The organism is Congregibacter sp. (genome assembly GCF_965662665.1).
Classification (GTDB): domain Bacteria; phylum Pseudomonadota; class Gammaproteobacteria; order Pseudomonadales; family Halieaceae; genus Congregibacter.
Window position 1 is genome coordinate 53737 of record NZ_CBFIIF010000007.1, and the last position, 20667, is coordinate 74403.

Here is a 20667-nt window from a genome sequence, read left to right on the forward strand (position 1 = left end):
GGAGAAAACGCATGTCCCGTCACGCTACACAATGGTCTTTGAGCAATACCCTCGCGTCTGTCGTTACGGCCCTGGGCCTGACATCAGCTGTTTTTCTGGGCGCCCCGGCTCAGGCCGAGGAACGCACTGCCAGCTTTGCCGGTGGCTGCTTTTGGTGTGTGGAGTCAGACTTCGCGAAACTGGAAGGCGTGATCGACGTGGTCTCAGGCTTTACCGGCGGAACGCTGCAAAACCCGACCTACCGAGGCAATCATGAAGGTCATTACGAAGCGGCAGAAGTGACCTACGACAGCGACAAAATCAGCTATAACGAACTGCTGGTACATTTCTGGCGTACGGTGGATCCTCTAGATGCTGGCGGGCAGTTCTGCGATCGCGGGTTCAGCTATAAAACCGCGATTTTCGTTGGCAATGATGAGGAGCGACTCGCCGCCGAGCGCACCCTGTCGGAGGTGGATGCCCTGTTCCCTGATGACGCTGTCGCCACGGTGATTTTGCCCGCGGGCCGATTTTGGCCTGTTGAGGAATACCATCAGGACTACGCGGAGAAGAACCCTCTGCGCTACAAGTACTACCGCTTCGGCTGTGGCCGTGACAAACGCGTCGAAGAGCTGTGGGGTGACAAGGACTGGGGGTTAGGTCAAGAGCCAACGCCACAGTAAAGAGCGCACGCACTTTATCGTGTTGAGCACTCCGTCTATCGCATAAGAGCGCGAGACGCTTGAGCGCATTACCCATTCATCACGATACTTCGCCCTTCTACAATTCATAACTTACTCAGGAATCGCACTAACGACACGCCGATCTTTACTAGAAAGGTGGTGAACGGAACAGGACTCTTTAACGCCCATGAACACATCTACCCAGGTACTGGTGTGCACTGCACTACTCTCTGCGCTTACCGCTTGCAACAAACCCCCTCAGGTCACAAAGCCCGCAAGTTCGGTCATGAAAACCAGTTTAGCCTCGGGGGTGGATATCGAAGGTATGAATCGAGAGGCTCGACCTCAAGATGACTTCTTCGAGTATGCCAATGGCCGCTGGCTAGCGGAAACAGAGATCCCCGCCGCGGAAATCGGTTGGGGGAGCTATATGACACTTCGCAAAGACTCGCTGGAGCAATCTCGAGTCATCGTCGAAGAGCTGTTATCCGAAGGGTCCGATCTTCCCCATGCAAAAATGCTCATTGATTTTTATCGGGCGTGGATCGATGAAGATCAGGTGGAAGAGCTTGGAATAACGCCTTTAGCAGACGATCTTGCACAGATTTCCGCCCTCAGTACCCACGATGATGTCGTCGCTTACCTCGCAGATATGAACGCCGCTGGACTAGACGGGCCTTTCAACTTTTCGGTCGGGCAAGATGCAAAAGACTCCACGCTTTACGTGGTCAACTTCACGCAGTCTGGCCTCGGCATGCCCGATAGAGACTTTTACTTTGACGATAGCGATCGAGGTAAGGAACTCATCGCCGCTTACAAAGACTATGTAAGCACATTGCTCAGCCTCGCAGACATAGATGACGCAGAACAAACGACGGAACGTGCCTTCGCGCTGGAGACCGCACTCGCAGAGCACCAATGGGACAAGGTAAAAAACCGCGAAAGAGAGCTCACCTACAATGCCATCGACCACGACGAGCTCGCGTCAAAACTCGAAAACATATCCCTCGATCGCTTCCTTCAAGGCATAGGTGTGAGCGCCCAGCCTTATTATGTAGTGAGACAGCCCTCTTACTTTGACGCTGTAAACACACTCTTTCGAGAAACCGATATTGCGACCTGGAGAGCCTATCTCTCTACCCGCTTGCTGACCGCCTATGCGGCCTACATGTCGTCAGACTTTGTCAACGCGCGCTTTAATTATCAAAAAGCCGTCTTTGGCCGCGAAGAACAAGTGGAACGGTGGCGAAGAGCCTTGAGCTCTGTAAACAGCCATATTGGAGAAACCCTGGGTCAACTCTATGTAGAAAAACACTTCTCTCCCGAAGCCAAAGAGAAAATGGATGAGATGGTCGCCTATCTCATCAAGGCTTATGAAGACTCGATCCGTAAACTCGACTGGATGGGCGAAGAAACGCGAGAAAAAGCGCTGCTAAAGCTTTCCAAATTTACACCCAAAATCGGCTACCCCGAGGAGTGGGAGGACTACACAGCGCTGACGGTGACCTCCGATGACCTGGTGGGCAATATCAAACGAGCGCGTGTATTCAGCCACAACGAAAATGTTGGCCAGCTGGGCAAGCCCATTGATAAGAACAAATGGTTTATGGCGCCGCAGTCCGTCAATGCCTACTACAATCCAGGACTTAACGAGATTGTGTTTCCTGCTGCCTTTCTTCAGCCACCAAACTATGACCCCGCCGTCGAGGATGCTTTTAATTACGGCGCGATCGGTGTCACCATCGGCCACGAAATAGGTCATGGCTTTGATGATCAGGGTAGTAAACTTGATGGCGACGGCAACCTTATATCTTGGTGGACCGAAAGCGATCGCAATGAATTTGAAAAGCGCACACAGGGGCTGGTAGCTCAGTTTAACGCCTACGAAGTTAAACCGGGACTGAGTGTTAACGGCGAGCTAACTCTTGGGGAAAACATCGGCGATTTGGGGGGCACAGCTATCGCCTTAAAAGCCTACCGCATGTCTCTTGAAGGCAAAGAAGCACCGGTCATTGATGGATTTACGGCAGAGGAACGGTTCTTCCTGGGTGGCGCCCAATCAAGTCGAGTGAAGTGGCGTGAGCAGTTTTTGGAATACCTGATCAAAAACGACCCCCACGCTCCCGACAAGATTCGCGTCAATGGCGTCCTGTCCAACTTCTCTGATTTTTACGATGTTTATGATGTCAAAGAAGGCGACGGGCTCTACATCGCTCCCGAAAAACGGGTTTCCATCTGGCAATAGAGCGCTATCCTACGATGCTATCGGGGCATGCACTAACTCAGATCTTTGAGCTGCAGTCCCTTTCCCCGCTTAGCGATGTGGGCAAGCAACAATTCGGCAGTCGCCATAGCGTCGCCCAAAGCGTTGTGCGCATTGTGCGTAGTAAGCCCGTAGCGCTCTCGGCAGACTCCCAAACGCAAATCCCCCTGGGCAACAGGTCTCTCCTGACGTTGCAGTAACTTTTGCTCCAAGAGCAGGGTATCAATGGTTGGGAGTAACAGTGGCGCGCCGTATACGTCTTTCGCCGCGCAATCTAAAAACGCGGTATCCAGAGCCGCGTTGTGAAAGACCAACACACAACCGGTCGCGGCTTCCAGCAACATGTTTAGCGCCTCTTCGACATCTTCTGCGCCGCTCAGCTCGCAGTCTCGCAACTGGTGAATGGCCGCACTTTGCCCCACAGACCGCTGGTTGCGAATGAGTTTGTGAGCGGCGCTACCCAAGGCAATCTCCAGCCCTTCAATACGCACCCATCCCAGGCTGAGTAGCTCAGCCTCACGGGGATCAAGTCCCGACATCTCCGCATCACAAACGAGAAACTTTACTTCCTCAACAGGCAAACCAAGAGACGGTAGCGGCGTCTTCCACACCTTCGCCATGATGCCTGGCAAATTCGTCCGTTGAGACCAACGCCAGCGACGAAGCTTAAGTCGCCACATCAGGCCATGCCGGCACGATAGTTCTGGCGAACCGATGCCTGCGCTTCATCAATAATGGTGAACGCATCGCGAAGTTGTTCCTTGGTGAGCCGTGGTAAAGCACGAGGGTTGATGTAGTTATCAACCGCATCGCCTCGTTGAATTTGTGCGCACTGATGATCCATGCGTATCCCCTGAATAAAATGCAGCGCATCCGTCAGGTTCCGCGAATCGACAATCGCCATATGCCCAGCTTCGTTCAAGGCCTTTAAGCGTGCGCTAGTGTTGACCTCAGGCAGCCTTCTGGCCAGTGCATGAAGTCGGGCAATCTCAGTGACGGGTAACACGCCGCGCTTTTTTATATCGAGACTATCGCGGTGTTCGCCATCACGATCCACAACAAAACGCCGAAATACCCCCAGTGGTGGTCTATTGTCGAGCACGTTCGCCGCCAGGGCCGCTAGAAATATGGAGTTACTACTCGCCTCATGGAGCATGGCACTTTGTATTGCTTTCCCTAAATCACGATCACCATAAAGGGGCCGGATATCAAAGAAAATACTCACGCGCATCACGGCGTCCTCCGTGGGGGTTCGGGCCCAGCTTCGAACGGTGTCTAACCAACCAGCCAAGGGTAATCGCCATTCGTCATTGCTCGCCATGATGTTGCCGGGGCAGTACTTGTAGCCACACAGTGCAAGACCATCGCATACCCGAGTCGCTAAACTGCGATACCAATCCAGTTGCCCATCCGTAACGCTATCCGCAATCACAATGCCATTATCCTGATCTGCGCCCAGCAACTGCTCACCCCTCGCCTGGGAGCCGAAACTGAGCCATGCCCAGGGAGCCGGCGCTTTCCCAAGATCAGCCTCCGCGAGTTGTATCAGGCGTATAGCCACCGCGTCGGAGATCGCGGTAAGAATCTGCGAGACCTGCGTTGCTCGCATACCGCCACTGACCCACTCCACCATAAGGTTGCCCATAGACCCAACGAGTGTCTGGATACCTTCAACACTGTCTTGACGGGCGATATGACTTACCAGGTAAACCGGGTCGTTCTTTTTCGCAACGATGAGATCAGACGTGGTTACGATTCCCGCCAATCGGCCATCCTCTAGCACCGGAAGATGATGGAAGCGCCGCTGGGTCATCATCAGAGTCGTCTCGAAAAGCGAATCATCGCTGGAGATCGTCTCGGGGTCCGGCGTCATGACCTCTCCTACGAGCACGCCCCCATCGAGGCCCTCCGCCAGAACGCGGGTGCGCAAATCACGGTCCGTTAATATCCCGACCAGGGCCTCGCCCCTAACAATGAAGGCGGACGATACTCGACGCTCAGCCATCAAAGTTGCGGCGTGCATGACCGTGTCATGGGGCGCCACGGACAAGATGTCGCGGGTCATCACCGAGCGCACCGGGGCAAGCATGGCATTGGGTTCGGGCTGGTAACGGGCCGCCCGACGTAATCGTCGACTGCGCTGCCCACTAAAGTATCGGTCAAAGGCACGGTTAGCACCCCGGAGGGATTGGTAAGCATCGTCGGGGAGCCGATAAATCAGCGCATCTTCTATAACCAGAGCACACACTTGCCCACCATCCGCATTTAAACCGCTAATGCTAAAACTCTCCCCCTCTCCAAGGCGATCTAATAGCTTGTTATCACCATCTCGGATGTCCACGGCCCCGCTTCGCAAAACCCTCAGGCCCGAATAAGCGTTGTCCCTGGAAAAGCGTTCACCATGGGGGTGATAGGAAACCTGTATAGCGGATACTGCTTCCGCTAGCTCTTCATCACTTAACTCGTTAAACGGAAGCGAGCCTCGAAGAAACTCCTCTGCCGCGTCCAATTCAGAGGAACCCGGGTTTTTCGGGGGTCTTGTCAAAACTAGCCCTCTTCCTGCATAAAGAGCGTGGAGGCATCAGCGAAATAGCCGCTATCCTCGATAGATACAACGACACGAATACGCTCATCAGCCCCGGGAATGTTTGTCAGGGGCAAACGCCACTTCAGACCTTCTGCATCGGCAGCCTGCATGGGCCGGGGACCCGGGTCGCTTTGAGGGTGAGACACCGACATCAGTACCGCTTCGACCGCATGAGAAGTGGTGAGCTCCAGCGCCAAGCCCACCGACTCATCCAGACGTAAGGCAAGCTTAACGTCCTGATTCTCAAGCTCGCACATACCGCTTGCATAACGGCAGTTACTTTTTTCCACCAGAGGATAAGCCACTCCGGGTTTGGCTGGTTCCGCTTGCTCGCCGGTTAAACTCCCCACCGCAAACCAGGCCATGATCGACAACACCGGTGCCACGAGAAGTGCAACTACCACATGCTTGTTCGTAAACATTCAAACTCCTTTGATCCTGGTTAGACACCCAGTCTACAGACAAGAAAACAAAAAAAGGGAGGCACCGTCACCGGGCCTCCCAACTGTGAACCTGTCAGTTACAACAGCCCTTGTTAATGATCAATCGCCGCTTCTGCCCCTGCGGGTACACGAATACTCTCGACCATGTCCCGGATTTCCGCTGGAGGCGCTGCTGTCACCTTGGACACTGCAATGGCAACTGCAAAGTTAACAATCGCACCTACAACGCCAAAGGCATTGGGCTCAATACCCAGGAACCAGTTAGGCGGCGTGTCGCCCAGGAACGCAGTCGACGCGATGAACATGATTCCCTTGTGCTGGAACACATAGAACAGCGTGATACCAATGCCTGCCAACATACCGGCGATGGCGCCCTCTTTGGTGATGGTCTTGCTGAAGATGCCCATCATAAGTGCCGGGAAGATCGAGGATGCCGCCAGGCCAAAGGCGAGAGCCACGGTGCCCGCGGCAAAGTCCGGAGGATTGAACCCCAGGTACCCGGCCCCTGCGATTGCTAGAGCCATGGCAATACGACTTGCCCGCAACTCCTGCTTCTCACTGATGTTGGGAGCAATAATTCCCTTTAGCAGGTCGTGGGAAATTGCCGAAGCAATCGCCAGTAGTAATCCGGCGGCTGTAGATAATGCTGCGGCCAGCCCACCTGCAGCGACCAGAGCGATAACCCAGTTAGGCAATTGAGCAATCTCCGGATTAGCCAGAACGATGATGTCCCGGTCGACCTTCACAAGCTCATTCTTACTTTCGTCCGCGGTGTACTGCATGCGGCCATCGCCGTTCTTGTCTTCAAAGGCAAGGAGACCTGTCTTCTCCCAGTTCTTAAACCACTGAGGACGCTCTTCGTAGACCAGATGGTTTCCGGCCTCAGGTTCGATGGTTTGCATGAGGTTCAGGCGCGCCATGGCTGCAACCGCGGGTGCAGTGGTATAGAGAATCGTGATGAAAATCAGCGCCCATCCAGCCGAAGAGCGCGCATCGCGTACTTTCGGTACGGTGAAGAAACGGATGATAACGTGCGGCAGACCCGCAGTTCCGAACATCAATGATGCGGTATAGGCAAACATGTTAATGCCCGAGATTCGAACGTCGGTGGTGTATTCGCGAAAGCCTAGTTCCACGACCACCTGGTCCAGCTTATCCAGAAGAAACGTGTCCGTTCCCACCAGCGTACTCCCTAACCCCAGTTGCGGAATGGGATTACCCGTAAGCTGAAGACTGATAAAAATCGCTGGAATCGTGTAGGCCAGAATAAGCACGCAGTACTGAGCTATCTGCGTGTAAGTAATGCCCTTCATGCCGCCGAGCACCGCGTAGAAGAATACGATACACATGCCGACCAGCAGCCCCGTGTTGTAATCAACTTCCAGAAAGCGGGAAAAAGAAACCCCGATGCCTTTCATCTGACCTATCACGTAGGTTACTGAACAGATAATCAGACAGACCACAGCAACCACGCGCGCAGTTTGCGAATAAAAGCGATCTCCGATGAACTCCGGTACGGTGAACTTCCCGTACTTGCGAAGATACGGTGCCAGCAGCATCGCCAGAATCACGAAGCCACCGGTCCACCCCATGAGGAATACCGAACCACCATATCCCATAAAGGCGATAAGCCCCGCCATACCAATGAACGACGCGGCTGACATCCAGTCCGCCGCAGTAGCCATGCCGTTGGAAATCGGATGCACGCCACCGCCGGCGACATAAAAGTCTTTGGTGGATCCGGCTCGAGCCCAGATAGCAATGCCGATGTACATGGCGAAGGTAATGCCAACTACGATGTAAGTGAGTGTTTGAAGTTCCATTGCGAGGCCCCCTAGTCTTCTTCGACGCCGAACTCGCGATCAAGTGCTTCCATTCGCGAACGGTAAATGAAGATCAGAACCACGAAAACGTAGATCGACCCCTGCTGTGCAAACCAGAAACCAAGCTTGTAACCACCGATTTGAATTTGATTGAGGACATCTACAAACATGATGCCGCAGCCGTAGCTAACAACGAACCAGACCATCAACAGCTTTACCATCAGCGACAGATTTCGCTTCCAGTACTGCTTAGCCTGCTCCTCGGTCATTTTCTTGACCATCTAACACCTCCCCGGTGCTCGTAAGTATTTTTATCGTTAGTGCCCGCGACTTTAACAAAGCACGAGCCCAGTGCCTCTTGAACTTTGGTCTATAGCCTCAGAAGACATACTTCGCCGCAAACTGAAGCCGGTACATGTCGCCGTCCCGTCCGTCTTCCAACTCCTTGACTCCGTACAACAGCTCTCCGCCCAGGAGCAGCTTTGGCGTAGGTAGATAATTAAGGTTGACGTGCATGGACCGATAGTACTTCGCAAGACTCCCCGCAGCATCATAGTCGGCGAGACTGGGGTTACTGGCCTGCGAGGCTGACAAGGAAATATTGCTGCGCCAATGATCTGACCAGTAGTGTCTGTATGCGATGAACCCACCCCACTGGTCAATGGTGTCGATATCGCCATTGGCATCGATATAGCCGTCGTTAAAAGAGTTGAGCCCCATATAGCGACCTAGTGCATCACCGTAACTCGCCATAAAACGCAGGTCATCGCGCCCGAGGTTCCATTTGCCCGCCAGAGAAAGTCCGTAGCCATAGGTCTCATCACTCGCCACCTCTTCACTCGCTATAGGCCTCTTCTCGTAGCTCAGTTGTCGGCCTATGGCTGCGATGGACCAATTCAATGTGCCCGCTTGCGCATCGTAGCGCGCCACAAGATCGGGCATCAGTTGACCATCCACCACAAGAGAGCCACCGCCGGGCATATTTACCCGGGTTGTCTGGTTCTCCACCGCAAGCTGCAGAGGGCCACTTGTCCAACGAATCATGGGCTGACGTTCAAACACCGTCCCTACAGGTCCTACAAAATCGATAAGGTCCGGGAGGGCCCCCACATTGAAAAATGTTGACCAGGCCTGACCCGCCAGGAGACTTTTGTTCTCTGCGTAGTCCCACTTCAGATAAGCATGACGGATCCGCGAGCTAAAGGAGTTCGATACACGCTCATCGCCCTGTCCCGAGAGAATGAAATCAAGCTCGATGAACGATGATATTTTTCCAGCGTCTGTCCCCGTTTCGGTACCAAAATAGAAACGTGAAGACTTCGCATGAATATTAGTACTGGTGTAGGAATCACCCGACCCTGTCAGAGGTTCGACCGGAATCAAAGAAGGGACAAATAAATCATCCATAACAGCGGCGGGCTTACCCTCACTGTAATCACTGGCAATCGCATCAAGCTGCACATAACCGCCGTATTTAAACTTTGTACCCTTTGCCATGGGGCGAGCTTCTTCGATGTCCTGGGTCTGAACTTTAAGCGTTTCAATATTGCTGGCGATGCTCGTTTTATTATTGACCACCAAAGACTTGAGCTCGGCGATCTGCCGCTCAAGCTCCGCGATGCGATCATCCACCTCCGCCGCTTGCGCTTGACCAAATACAGCGCCGACACCGACTAGTACGACTGCGAGACCCAGAGGCTTCTTCAAAAACATAGCTGCTACTCCAATTAGTGTTATTGAGCAGGCATGTTTTATCCCGCAAAACTGCCATGGGGCATTCGACCTTGGTCAAATTAGGGTCTTTTCTTCGACCAAAGTCAGTATAAAAACGAGGAACTTTTGATTTTTTAAGGCACCAACCCGTCATAGCTTTACTTCGGCCGGGAATACCTCACATTGTGGCTATGAGATAAAAACAGGTGTGTAACTCGATGAAATGCGTGATTGCAGACGACCACCCTTTGTTCAGAGAAGCCCTGTCGATGCTAGTCGCTGGTGGTGATATAGCCGCCGAGGTCGCGAACGCCGAAAACGTGGCCGAGCTCCATGAGCTTGTCGAAAAAAATGGTGCCCCGGATTTACTGCTCCTCGACCTACACATGCCGGGTGCAAGCGGTTTTTCTGCACTGAGCTGGTTTGTGGGCAACTTTCCGGATAAGCTGGTTATCGTCGTATCTGCCAATACCCAGCCGGACACCGTGCGACGAGCCATCGATCATGGTGCCGCAGCTTTTCTCTCCAAGTCTTCGGACACTGGGGTTATGACGCAGTGTATTCAGCAAGTGCTCTCCGGCAGCCGCGGAATGCACCCGGGACTCGATATCAGCAACACCGGCGCCAGTCTAAAGGCGCTGGATGTAGCTGAAGCCCTGGCAAGCCTCACTCCGCAGCAGTTTCGCGTCGCCTCGATGCTTGTCGAGGGTTTGCTGAATAAAAAAATCGCCTATGAACTCGGCGTAAAGGAAGCGACGATCAAAGCACATATGACTGAGGTTTTTCGAAAACTGGGGGTGCAATCCAGAACACAGGCAGTGCTGGCGATTGGCAACTTGCCCGTTACGCAGGGCGCGGAGGCGGAAGCGACTTCGTAAAAAATCCGAGGGCCGAAGAGACTCGCGGACAAAGCAATGAGGCTCACCCAACCGCTGTGCCCCTAAAGCGAAGTAGACGCCTCCGTCGCCAGGGCAATAATCAGCGCTTTAAGACGCTCGGGATTAACCAGCTAAGGCAGTGACCGATAGCCCGCCTCTCTAGCCAGTTCACGAACATTCGCACCGTCGTCCGCGCTTACCATAATGCAGGGGCTACTCCAGCCGAGGCTTTCAAAAGCCCATTGAAGAGCATCGACACCGGTATCGCCATCATCGAGATGGTAGTCAGCGACAATGACATCGGCGCGAAAGCGCTCCAGCTCCGCCAGCAACGCCTGTCGATCAGCAACGGCTCTGACGTCACAGGCTTCAGCGGATAGCATCGCCGTCATAGCCTCACGTACCCGAATATCGTTGTCGATACAGAGAACACGCAAGCCCTTTAGGCGGCCCTCTACGTCGCCTGGGCCCTTAAGGCTCTCATCAATAGTTATCGGTCGCCCTCTGGAAACTGTCAGTGAGAAGAGGCTTCCACGACCGGGTTCAGAACTCAGCCGTAGTGGTAAGTCGAGTAAGCTCGCATAGCGACTTACAATCGCCAAGCCCAATCCCAGGCCTTCTTCTGACTTGCCGCTACTCCCTGGCAATCGTTCAAACTCCGCAAAAACACGCGCTTGTGCCTCCGCCGGAATACCGGGACCCTGATCAATAACCTGGACCTCCAGGGCACCCGCGCGTCTTCGCGCTCCGAGTAGTACCGAGCCTCGCTCACTGTATTTTATCGCGTTACCCAGGAGGTTCTGTAAAGCGCGGTAGAGCAGATTTCGATCGCTGTGCACCCACAGCGATGTACTGCGCAAACGTAAGTGCAAACCGGCCAACTCTGCCGCCGGTTCAAACTCCGTATACAAATCGCGCAGAAGTGTATCCAGAGAGAAGTGCTCCATATCGATCTGCTGCTTGCCCGAATCCAGTCGTGCGATCTCGCGTAATTCAGCAATGAGGTTTTCGGCACGTCCCAGAGATTGATCAATCTTTTCTACCAACTCCGCTGTATCGTGTTCACTTTCCGTGCGCGGCTTTAACGCGGCAACAAACAGACGTGCAGCACTGATGGGCTGCAGAAGATCATGACTGCTTGCGGACATAAACCGGGTTTTCTATACGCCCGCATCCCTCAGCTTGCTTTCAGCCTCGGCGCGTAAGCGGTTCTCTCGCCGCAGCTCTGCGTTAGTGTCCGCAAGACTTTGACTGCCGCTCGCGACACGGTCCTCCAGCTCGAGACGCACTTCTTCGAGGTGTGTCACCATTTCACGATAGTCGGTGATATCAATGTAGGTCGTCACAAAACCACCTCTGGGCAGCGGAACCCCGTGGATATCAATCACGCGACCATCAGGAAGCCGTCGTTCAAGACGATGCGGATGCCCCTGGCGCAGCCAATCCAGTTTCTTCTCCACTTCGTGATCAACAGACTGCCCCTGCACTCCCATTACGCCGCGCTCAGCGTTAAAGCGGTACAGCTTTGCTATTGGCATTCCCACGTAAAGGAGACGCTGGGGATAGGCAAACATCGTTTCGTAGCGCGTGTTCCAAGCGACCAAACGCATCTGCGCGTCGACCACCGACACCCCCTGGAGCATCGACTCGACGGTTGTCTCCAGCAGATCACGATTGAAGGTCTGCTGCCTCCCCGCCTCGGACACCAGCGACGCAAGGCCTGCAAAGTCGACCTGCCGACTCTCCGTTAACTCAGAAAAAACCCGGCTCGATGAAGCTGCCCCAATAACACCGGCCAATAATGACTCGGCTTCGCGGACCGCAAACAAGGGCAGACGGTCGGCTGGCAGCAGGCGTTGCTGATAACGCTCTTCGAAAGAACGCCATAACTCTTGCAGACGGGCTTCTTCCAAAAATGGCGGCAGGAGTGCGCGAAGCTGTCCTGCTCTTACGGGAGAGAGATTGAAGTCATCGCCCTGCCCCTCGTTAGTATCATGGGTATTCATAAACACAGCGGCTTGACGCTCGTCGGCAGCCGTAGCCTTATAAAAACGTGATGTGGCTACCAGCAGAAGGACATTCACACCCAGACTCCAGAACGCGGCATAGCTTAGAGGGCCGGGGCCCTCCCAACCGAAAATAGCCTGGGGCTTCAGCCAGTTCAGTCCGAATGGGCCTGAGCTTCGAAGCGTACTCTGTGCCGATAAAACCTCCGGCAGCACCAAACAGTAAAACCACAGAAACAGGCCTGCAGCCAAACCTACCGTAACGGCAACGCCGTGGGCTCGACGCCAATAGAGACCCGCCAGAAGACCCGGTGCAAGTTGCGCGGCGGCCAGAAACGACATGAATCCGATTTCCGTGAGCCAGGGAATCCTGCTCAACTGAATCGAGACCAGCCAGGCAGCCGCCAATATGAGGAGGATGGTAAAAGGAAAGCCACTAACTTTACAACCGACTCCAGAGCGATGGCGCTCATCATTCCCCGATGCCTCTCGCGGCCGTCCAGCCTTCGCGCCCCAAAGAGTACGGTGAACGCTCCGAGCACAATCGCAATGGCAAGTCCCGAATCTGTGGGACTCAGGGAGGGTCCCGTCGCATCGCCCGCAATAATCGACCAGGCCTGCGTCAGCGCTCTAAACTGCAGCGCTACGTAGGGCAGCACCGCGGCGGTAGCGACTACGGTCACTAGAATCGACAGTTTCTGACGCTTGCCAAAGCGCGCACCGAAGTAATCGGCAATCGATGTTACCCGGTGCCGGGCACCGAGACGCACCAAGCGACGAAGCATGGGCCAACCCAGGATGAAAACAAGTATTGGGCCCAGAAAGATGGGTGCATGACTCCAGGGCGATGCCGTAGCGCTGCCTACCGCGCCATAGAAGGTCCAGGAACTGCAATGCACGCCCAAGGACATCGCATAAACGAGGGCCTGACGCCGCGGCGAACCCGAGGGTCGCGACACATCTGCGCGTCTGTCTACAATCCAGGCCAGGCCGAACAGCGCGCAGATATACAGCACTGCGAGGCTCAGCAAGTAGGACGGCGAATTCACAGTTACAGCGCTCCGAAACTGCCCCGAAGTGAGTTTATGACCCTAACATAGTGGTCCGTGCCACCGGCAAGCTACAGATTCTTTAACTAAGGCTGCGTCGCTGCCGTACCGCTTCTGCCAGCCCTTGCAGCACCTGTTCAGTGGCTGACCAGTCGATACAGGCGTCGGTAATACTCTGGCCGTAAACCAGCGGCTGGCCCGGCACGACATTCTGGCGCCCCTCAACGAGATTGCTCTCAATCATAATGCCAAAAATACTCCGGCTACCCCGCGCGACCTGCGTGGCGATATCTCCGGCAACATCTACCTGTCTTGCAGGAATCTTTCGGCTGTTAGCGTGGCTGGCATCTATCATGATACGGGCTGGCAATCCCGCTTTGCTTAACATCGAGCTCGCATCATCTACCGAAAACATGTCGTAATTTGGATGCTTCCCCCCACGCAGAATAATGTGGCAATCGTCATTGCCCGTGGTTTGAAAAATCGCGGAGTGCCCTTGCTTGGTGACTGAAAGGAATCGATGCGGCTGAGACGCTGAGTTAATCGCGTCAATCGCAACCTGCACATCGCCGTCCGTGGCATTCTTAAAGCCCACAGGACAGGATAAGCCCGAGGCCAGCTCACGATGAGTCTGGCTCTCTGTAGTTCGAGCACCAATAGCTCCCCAGGAAACCAAATCCGCCACATACTGCGGACTGATGAGGTCGAGATATTCAGTGCCCGCAGGCAAGCCCATCTCCGCAAGGTCTCTCAATAGCTCCCGCGCCAGATGCAGTCCCTTGTTAATTTGAAAAGTGTCATTGAGATCCGGATCGTTTATGAGCCCCTTCCAACCTACGGTAGTTCGTGGCTTTTCGAAGTACACCCGCATCACAATCTGCAGATCAGAGCCATGTTTTTCCGCCAGTTCCTTCAAGCCCCGGGCATAGTCCCGGGCCGCATTGGGGTCGTGGATCGAACAAGGGCCCACCACAACCAAAAGGCGATCGTCTGCTCCGCTGAGAATGTTTGAAATAGCACTACGGGCACCCGCGACCGTCTGAGCTGCTTCGTTACTCAGCGGAATATCGCTGACCAGCGACTCCGGAGAGATCAGCTCATTGGTTTTAAGAATACGTAGATCATCGGTCACGGAGGGCATGATTTATCACTGTCGATAGCTAAAAATGGCGCGCAAGTTTAGCACGGTCAACGCTAGACCTACTGTCTGCCGCGGCGCGCGTACTACTGCCCCCCGCGACGCCGTCATCTGCCTCCCACTACCATGGGGAGAGGCATTGTGCCGCCCTCGCAATTTCTAGCGACGGTGATAGCATCATCCACAATTCAAAAAAGAGATTCAGCATGCGCTCCCACACCTTCGGAAGATTCACTACAGCTATCCTCGCACTCTTGAGCACGGCGCTAAGCGCGTCCTTCACGGCAACGCTTGCATCAGCGCAGAACCCGCAAAGTCCGGAATTTTTTAGTGCACTGGATATTTTTGAGCTGGAATGGGCGCTAAACCCGCAGATTTCACCGGATGGGCAGTTAGTGGTTTACCGGCGCATGGGCTTTGACATCATGCAAGACAAGCGCCGCGGCGATCTTTGGCTGGCCGATGTCAAAAAGAAAACTCAACGCAAGCTCAGCAGTTTTGAGGGTAATGAGTCCAGCGCCGTGTGGTCTCCAGATGGCGCACGTATTGCCTACGTACGCAGTGCAGGAGAAGGTGAAGGATCCGAGATTTACCTCCATTGGCTCGCTGAAGGTCAAAGTGCGCGAGTCACTCGACTACCAGAGACGCCCAAAGATTTGCAATGGAGTCCCGATGGCAAACAACTCGCTTTTGTCATGGACGTCAAAACCGACGCTCCAAAAATTGCTACGCGACCGGAAAAGCCCGAGGGGGCCAATTGGTCAAAGCCGCCACGACTCACCGACAGGATGTATCACGAGCGAGATGGTAGCGGTTATCTTGAGGCAGCCTTCAGTCACGTGTTTGTCGTGCCAGCGGATGGCGGAACCGCAAGGCAAATCTCCTCCGGAAACTTTCATCATCACCAGCCCAGTTGGACAGCCGACGGCAGTGGCCTGATTGTCTCGGGAAACCGCGCTGAAGACTGGGAGTACGACTATCGCAACTCCGAGCTCTACCGCATCGCCCTCGCTGACGGCGAAACCACGGTCATCACTACCACCGACGGTCCGGATCGCCATCCAGAATTATCCCCAAATGGTAAACATCTTGCCTGGCTGGGCTACGCCGACAAAAAGGAGGCTTTTCAGGTCACCCGTTTGAGAATCGCTGATCCGGACGGATCCAATGTGCGGGAACTCCTGGGTGAGCTTGATCGCAGCGTGAAGGCCATTGTCTGGTCTGCAGACAGCTCCGGGCTTTACTTTCAATACGACGACAAAGGACGCACTAAAGTCGCCTTTGTCAGCCTTAAAGACAAACTGAAGACCCTCGCGGACAACCTTGGTGGCACGAGCATAGGCCGCCCCTACGCGGGCGGCTCCTTCAGTGTCTCCAACTCAGGTGTCGTTGCCTACACGCACACGCGCCCCGAATATCCTGCTGAGATAGCCATTTATCAGCGCAGCAAAGTGTCGTTAATCACTCAGCTCAATGAGGACCTTCTGGGCCAACGCAGCCTGGGAGAAACTCGAGAAATCTGGTGGAAGAGTTCCTACGATCAGCGGGACATTCAGGGCTGGATGGTGCTGCCGCCCGACTTTGATCCCGCGCAGAAATATCCGCTCCTGGTGGAGAACCATGGTGGCCCCATTCTGAACTATGGCGAGCGTTTCTCACCGGAGATGCAGCTGTTTGCCGCAGCGGGTTACGTTGTGTTTTATCCCAATGCCCGAGGCAGCACCAGTTATGGCGAAGAGTTCGCCAACCTCCTGTACCACAACTATCCTGGGCAGGATTATGACGACACCATGAGTGGTGTGGACGCGATGATCGATCAGGGCTTTATCGACCCCGAGCAACTGTATGTAACCGGAGGATCTGCCGGAGGCATAATGACAGCCTGGATGATTGGAAAAAGTGACCGTTTTCGCGCCGCTGCAGCTATCAAGCCCGTTATGAACTGGTACAGCAAAACCCTGAATGCTGATAACTGGTACAACTACTATCACACGCGCATCCCGGGAACGCCCTGGACCAATCCCGATGACTACCTTAGGTTCTCTCCCATCTCCCTGGTGGGCAACGTGAACACCCCAACCCTGGTTATGGTGGGATTGGATGATTTGCGCACACCACCATCACAGGCGAAGCAGCTTTACCATGCCCTCAAGTATCGTAAGGTTCCGACTACACTGGTAGAGCTACCCGGCGCATCGCACTTCATTGCAAAAAAACCCAGCCAGTTAATCGACAAGATCGGTCATATACTCGGCTGGTTTGAGCGCTATCGCTGATTACGACTGCGGGGATAAGCCCCGCGCTTAGAAGCCTTAAGCAGCAAACCGGGATTCAAGCTGTCTGGGTGTTGGTCACCCAGCGAATGATGTGTTCTTCGAAATCATCTTCCGCAACTTCATTTTCGCTGACGCTGCGGCCTCGCACCGACATGCCCGACAGATGTACCGAGTTGGGATCTCCCGTGACCAGCGGATGCCACTCTGGCAGCGGCTTACCTGCGTCCACCAAGCGATAAGCGCAGGTATCAGGTAACCAGGCAAGATTCTCACGATCGTCGGGAGTAAGCACAACGCAGTCGGGAACAAGCTTTTGACGCGTCGCATAGCTCGAACATTGGCAAGTAGTCTCGTCAAGAAGATGGCAAGCCACATCGGTGTAGTAAATACCCCCGCCATAAGCGTCTTCGAGCTTGTGCAAACAGCAGCGGGCACAGCCATCGCATAGCGACTCCCATTGCTCCCGGCTCATATCGCCAGGCGCTACAGATTCCCAGAACGGTGTTTCATTCATGACGCGGGCCCTCAGGTCCCGGGCTACTGCAAGGGTCACGGGCTTGAGTTCTACCCAATACCAAGCGCACGGGCTAGTTCCTGGGATCGCGCACAAGCATGCGATTGTTCTGGCGGTCGATTTCAAAGAGATCAGTGGCTTTCACCAGATCACTGAGCCGACGGTAGCCATAGTTCACAGAAGAAAAAGAGGCGTTGTTATTGGAGATGTAACTACCTACGCGGGACATCTCTGCCCAGCCATCGTCATCGGCCGTTTGATCAACCGCCGTACGCAGGAGTTTCACCAAGGCGCTGTTTTGCCTTAAACGTGCCTTGGGAGTACGTTCAGGAAGCGACTCAGTTTCACCGCTCCCCTTTTTAGAGGGGATGAGGTTTTCGATGAAAATAAATGGAGAGCAGGAGTCGACAAACGGTGAAGGCGTTTTCTTTTGTCCAAATCCGTACACCGGAAATCCGCTCTCGAGAATCCGCAGTACCAGCGGCGTAAAATCACTGTCGCTGGTCATCAGGGCAAAAGCATCTATATTGCCGCTGTAGAGTAAATCCATGGCATCAATAATCATTGCCGAATCCGTCGCGTTCTTACCCTTGGTATAGGCGAACTGCTGCATGGGACGAATGGCGTGGGGATGGAGCTTCTCAGCCCACCCTGAGAGCGACGGATTATTCCAATCACCATGGGCGTGGCGAACATTCACCGTCCCGTGCTTTGCCAGCTCCTCAAGGACACCTTCAATGGCAATGGGAGTGACGTTGTCACAATCGATGAGTAGCGCTATTCGCTTGGTTTCGGACACCACATCCCTCCTCCAGAAAAGACTAAGCAGATGAGCGCACTGTATCGACTTATTGAAGCAAAAACGAATAGTTACGATCTACGCGCGTGGCATCAGCGATAGAACCCTGTATCCTTCGCCGCCCACGAACTGAAGTAACCATAGGAAGCATTTTTCCGTGTTCGACACCATCCGCCAGGACTGGCTTGGCAATATTCGCAACGACCTTTTAGCAGGCCTGGTCGTTGCCCTAGCACTCATTCCCGAAGCTATCGCCTTCTCTATTATCGCCGGCGTAGACCCGAAAGTCGGGCTCTATGCGTCTTTTTGTATCGCGGTGGTCATTGCTTTTGCCGGCGGACGGCCTGGAATGATCTCAGCGGCCACAGGCGCGATGGCGCTGGTCATGGTGGTCCTGGTAAGAGAACACGGCCTGCAATATCTTTTGGCTGCGACGGTACTCACCGGCGTTCTGCAAATTATCGCCGGCTGGGTCCGACTCGGCAGTCTCATGCGCTTCGTCTCAAGATCAGTGGTCACGGGCTTTGTAAATGCTCTGGCGATCCTCATTTTTATGGCTCAGCTTCCAGAACTCATAGACGTTAGCTGGCATGTCTACGCCATGACGGCCGCTGGCCTTTGCATCATTTACGGCCTGCCGTACATCACCCGCGCTGTCCCCTCCCCGCTTATTACTATTGTCGTGCTAACCATCGTCGCGATATGGCTGGATCTGGACATACGTCGCGTAGGTGACATGGGGGAACTGCCCGACAGCTTGCCAATATTTCTTATTCCGGAAGTACCTCTGAACTGGGAAACGCTCGGCATCATTTTTCCCTACGCACTGACATTGATGGTGGTGGGACTTTTAGAATCCTTAATGACCGCCACTATCGTTGACGATCTCACGGACACCAAGAGCAACAAAAACCGCGAGTGTGTAGGACAAGGAGTTGCCAACATCGCCAGCGGATTCATTGGTGGCATGGCGGGCTGCGCCATGATTGGCCAATCAGTTATTAACGTGAAATCCGGCGGGCGAGGACGACTCTCTACGCTGGTCGCTGGTGTCTTTCTCTTGATCATGGTGGTATTTGCCGATGCCTGGGTGAGCCAGATACCCATGGCGGCCCTCGTAGCAGTGATGATCATGGTATCCATCGGCACCTTCAGTTGGTCCTCCATACGTGATCTCAAGGATCACCCACGAAGCTCCAGTGTCGTCATGCTCGCAACCGTCGCAGTGACGGTTGCCACCCACGACCTGGCCCGGGGTGTGCTCACCGGCGTTTTACTATCGGGCTTCTTCTTTGCCCACAAGGTCGGGCAAATCCTATATCTGCGCTCCATGGTGGATGACGATGGTCGTGCACGAACCTACCGCGTGTTCGGACAGGTATTCTTCGCCAGTGCGGATAGATTCATTGCCGCGTTTGATTATCAGGAAGTCATCGAGCGGGTTTGCATCGATGTAAGTCGAGCTCACTTTTGGGACATCACGGCGATCAGTGCCTTGGATAAGGTGATTTTGAAGTTTCGTCGTGAAGGCACCGAAGTCGAGGTCATCGGTCTTAACGAAGCGAGCGCCACCATGGTGGATCGCTTTGCTGTGCATGACAAAGACGGCGCTGATGATCTACTGATGGGGCACTAGGACGATGGCTATCAATGATTCAGAAAAAATCCTCGCCTGCATCGATCAGTCTCATTTCGCGGACTACGTCACCGATTACGCCGCCTGGGCCGCGCGACGTATTCAGGCTCCCATGGAGTTGCTGCACATTATCGATATTCACCAGACCCCCCCCTCGGGTGAGGATCACAGTGGCGCCATCGGCTTTGATGCACAGGAACAGTTACTGAGCAAACTATCCAGCGAGGACGAAGCGCGTACCCGCGCAGCCCGGGAAGCAGGCCGATTATTCCTGAACAAACTCAGGGAACGCGCGAGCGTTGTGGGTGCGCCACAGGTTGATACCCGGCAACGCTACGGACAGCTGGTAGAAACTCTTCATGAGCAGGAAGATGGGGTCCGCCTTATGGTCCTTGGTCGCCGCGGAGAGTCTGCAGAAGCGACCCAGAGGGACCTTGGCCGGAATGTCGAGCGTGTCGTTCGAGCCGTCAGCAAACCCATACTGACAGTCACCGAGGGTTTTCGAGAACCGGAACGGGTAATGTTCGCCTTTGATGGCAGTGCCGTTACCCGGCGGGGAATCGAAATGGTCGCAAACAGCAAGCTGTTCCGTGGCTTACCTATCCTGCTGCTGATGTCCGGCAAGGTAAACCCTGATGGATCCAAGAAACTCGATTGGGCAGAAAAGAAACTAAGCGATGCTGGCTACAGCGTTACCAAACGACTGCAACCAGGCGATGCCGAAGCGGTCATTGCCAAAACCGTACAAGACGAATCTATCGATCTTCTGATAATGGGTGCTTTTGGCCACTCGCCTCTGCGCACCTTGCTGTTTGGCAGCAAGACCGCTGACCTATTGCGCTCGTCGGGCATTCCCACTCTGCTTCTTGGCTAGCCACGC

Annotated in this window: 18 protein-coding genes; 6 read left to right on the plus strand and 12 right to left on the minus strand. The window is 54.4% G+C overall.

Translation table 11 applies throughout. The features are described 5' to 3' along the window. Positions 1-11 precede the first annotated feature (11 nt). Entirely contained in the window at positions 12-662 is a 651-nt protein-coding gene (gene msrA, locus ACTG39_RS04720) for a peptide-methionine (S)-S-oxide reductase MsrA (protein WP_439106383.1), read from the plus strand. Between the two features lie 187 nt (positions 663-849). Then, the gene (locus tag ACTG39_RS04725) at positions 850-2907 is read left to right on the plus strand and encodes a M13 family metallopeptidase (RefSeq protein WP_439106384.1); all 2058 of its coding nucleotides are present in this window, start codon (positions 850-852) and stop codon (positions 2905-2907) included. A gap of 32 nt (positions 2908-2939) precedes the next feature. Here ACTG39_RS04725 and ACTG39_RS04730 read toward each other — a convergent pair whose 3' ends face one another. From ACTG39_RS04730 to ACTG39_RS04755, 6 genes are all read right to left on the minus strand, one after another. Further along, entirely contained in the window at positions 2940-3605 is a 666-nt protein-coding gene (locus tag ACTG39_RS04730) for a 3'-5' exonuclease (protein ID WP_439106385.1), read from the minus strand. After that, positions 3605-5470, minus strand: coding sequence for a putative nucleotidyltransferase substrate binding domain-containing protein (locus ACTG39_RS04735; protein ID WP_439106386.1), 1866 nt, complete (start codon positions 5468-5470; stop codon positions 3605-3607). Before ACTG39_RS04735 ends, ACTG39_RS04730 begins: the two co-directional genes overlap by 1 nt. Positions 5471-5472: 2 nt before the next feature. Further along, positions 5473-5934 carry a hypothetical protein gene (locus ACTG39_RS04740; RefSeq protein WP_439106387.1) on the minus strand — a complete coding sequence of 154 codons (462 nt, stop codon included), beginning with the start codon at positions 5932-5934 and terminating at the stop codon, positions 5473-5475. Positions 5935-6047: 113 nt separating this feature from the next. After that, complete coding sequence (locus tag ACTG39_RS04745) at positions 6048-7778, minus strand: sodium:solute symporter family protein (RefSeq protein ID WP_439106388.1); 1731 nt, start codon at positions 7776-7778, stop codon at positions 6048-6050. Between the two features lie 11 nt (positions 7779-7789). Next, a complete protein-coding gene (locus ACTG39_RS04750; protein WP_439106389.1) occupies positions 7790-8059 on the minus strand; it encodes a DUF4212 domain-containing protein in 270 nt (89 codons plus the stop codon). A 97-nt stretch (positions 8060-8156) separates the two neighbouring features. Further along, entirely contained in the window at positions 8157-9491 is a 1335-nt protein-coding gene (locus ACTG39_RS04755; RefSeq protein WP_439106390.1) for a DcaP family trimeric outer membrane transporter, read from the minus strand. Between the two features lie 218 nt (positions 9492-9709). Between ACTG39_RS04755 and ACTG39_RS04760 the strand changes: the two genes are divergently transcribed. After that, positions 9710-10369, plus strand: a complete 660-nt coding sequence (locus tag ACTG39_RS04760) for a response regulator transcription factor (RefSeq protein ID WP_439106391.1) — start codon at positions 9710-9712, stop codon at positions 10367-10369. A gap of 131 nt (positions 10370-10500) precedes the next feature. Here the strand turns inward: ACTG39_RS04760 and ACTG39_RS04765 are convergent, their stop codons facing one another. The 4 genes from ACTG39_RS04765 to ACTG39_RS04780 all read right to left on the minus strand — a co-directional run bounded on the left by ACTG39_RS04765 (position 10501) and on the right by ACTG39_RS04780 (position 14565). After that, the gene (locus tag ACTG39_RS04765; protein WP_439106392.1) at positions 10501-11517 is read right to left on the minus strand and encodes a hybrid sensor histidine kinase/response regulator; all 1017 of its coding nucleotides are present in this window, start codon (positions 11515-11517) and stop codon (positions 10501-10503) included. A gap of 12 nt (positions 11518-11529) precedes the next feature. Beyond that, complete coding sequence (locus ACTG39_RS04770; RefSeq protein ID WP_439106393.1) at positions 11530-12717, minus strand: PAS-domain containing protein; 1188 nt, start codon at positions 12715-12717, stop codon at positions 11530-11532. Between the two features lie 32 nt (positions 12718-12749). Beyond that, positions 12750-13424, minus strand: coding sequence for a hypothetical protein (locus tag ACTG39_RS04775; RefSeq protein WP_439106394.1), 675 nt, complete (start codon positions 13422-13424; stop codon positions 12750-12752). A gap of 82 nt (positions 13425-13506) precedes the next feature. Beyond that, positions 13507-14565, minus strand: coding sequence for a 3-deoxy-7-phosphoheptulonate synthase (locus ACTG39_RS04780; protein WP_439106395.1), 1059 nt, complete (start codon positions 14563-14565; stop codon positions 13507-13509). 203 nt (positions 14566-14768) lie between these two features. On the opposite strand from ACTG39_RS04780, the gene ACTG39_RS04785 reads away from it, so the two are divergent. Continuing rightward, positions 14769-16838, plus strand: a complete 2070-nt coding sequence (locus tag ACTG39_RS04785) for a prolyl oligopeptidase family serine peptidase (protein ID WP_439106396.1) — start codon at positions 14769-14771, stop codon at positions 16836-16838. A gap of 55 nt (positions 16839-16893) precedes the next feature. Here the strand turns inward: ACTG39_RS04785 and ACTG39_RS04790 are convergent, their stop codons facing one another. Together ACTG39_RS04790 and ACTG39_RS04795 are read right to left on the minus strand one after the other, a co-directional pair. After that, positions 16894-17352: a YcgN family cysteine cluster protein gene (locus tag ACTG39_RS04790; protein WP_439106441.1), complete on the minus strand. Its 459-nt coding sequence runs from the start codon at positions 17350-17352 to the stop codon at positions 16894-16896. 73 nt (positions 17353-17425) lie between these two features. Further along, positions 17426-18151, minus strand: coding sequence for an NYN domain-containing protein (locus ACTG39_RS04795; protein WP_439106397.1), 726 nt, complete (start codon positions 18149-18151; stop codon positions 17426-17428). Positions 18152-18308: 157 nt separating this feature from the next. Between ACTG39_RS04795 and ACTG39_RS04800 the strand changes: the two genes are divergently transcribed. Together ACTG39_RS04800 and ACTG39_RS04805 are read left to right on the plus strand one after the other, a co-directional pair. Continuing rightward, positions 18309-19787 (plus strand): SulP family inorganic anion transporter, encoded by a 1479-nt coding sequence (locus ACTG39_RS04800; protein WP_439106398.1) that lies wholly within the window; start codon positions 18309-18311, stop codon positions 19785-19787. A gap of 4 nt (positions 19788-19791) precedes the next feature. Continuing rightward, a complete protein-coding gene (locus ACTG39_RS04805) occupies positions 19792-20661 on the plus strand; it encodes a universal stress protein (protein ID WP_439106399.1) in 870 nt (289 codons plus the stop codon). Positions 20662-20667 lie beyond the last annotated feature (6 nt).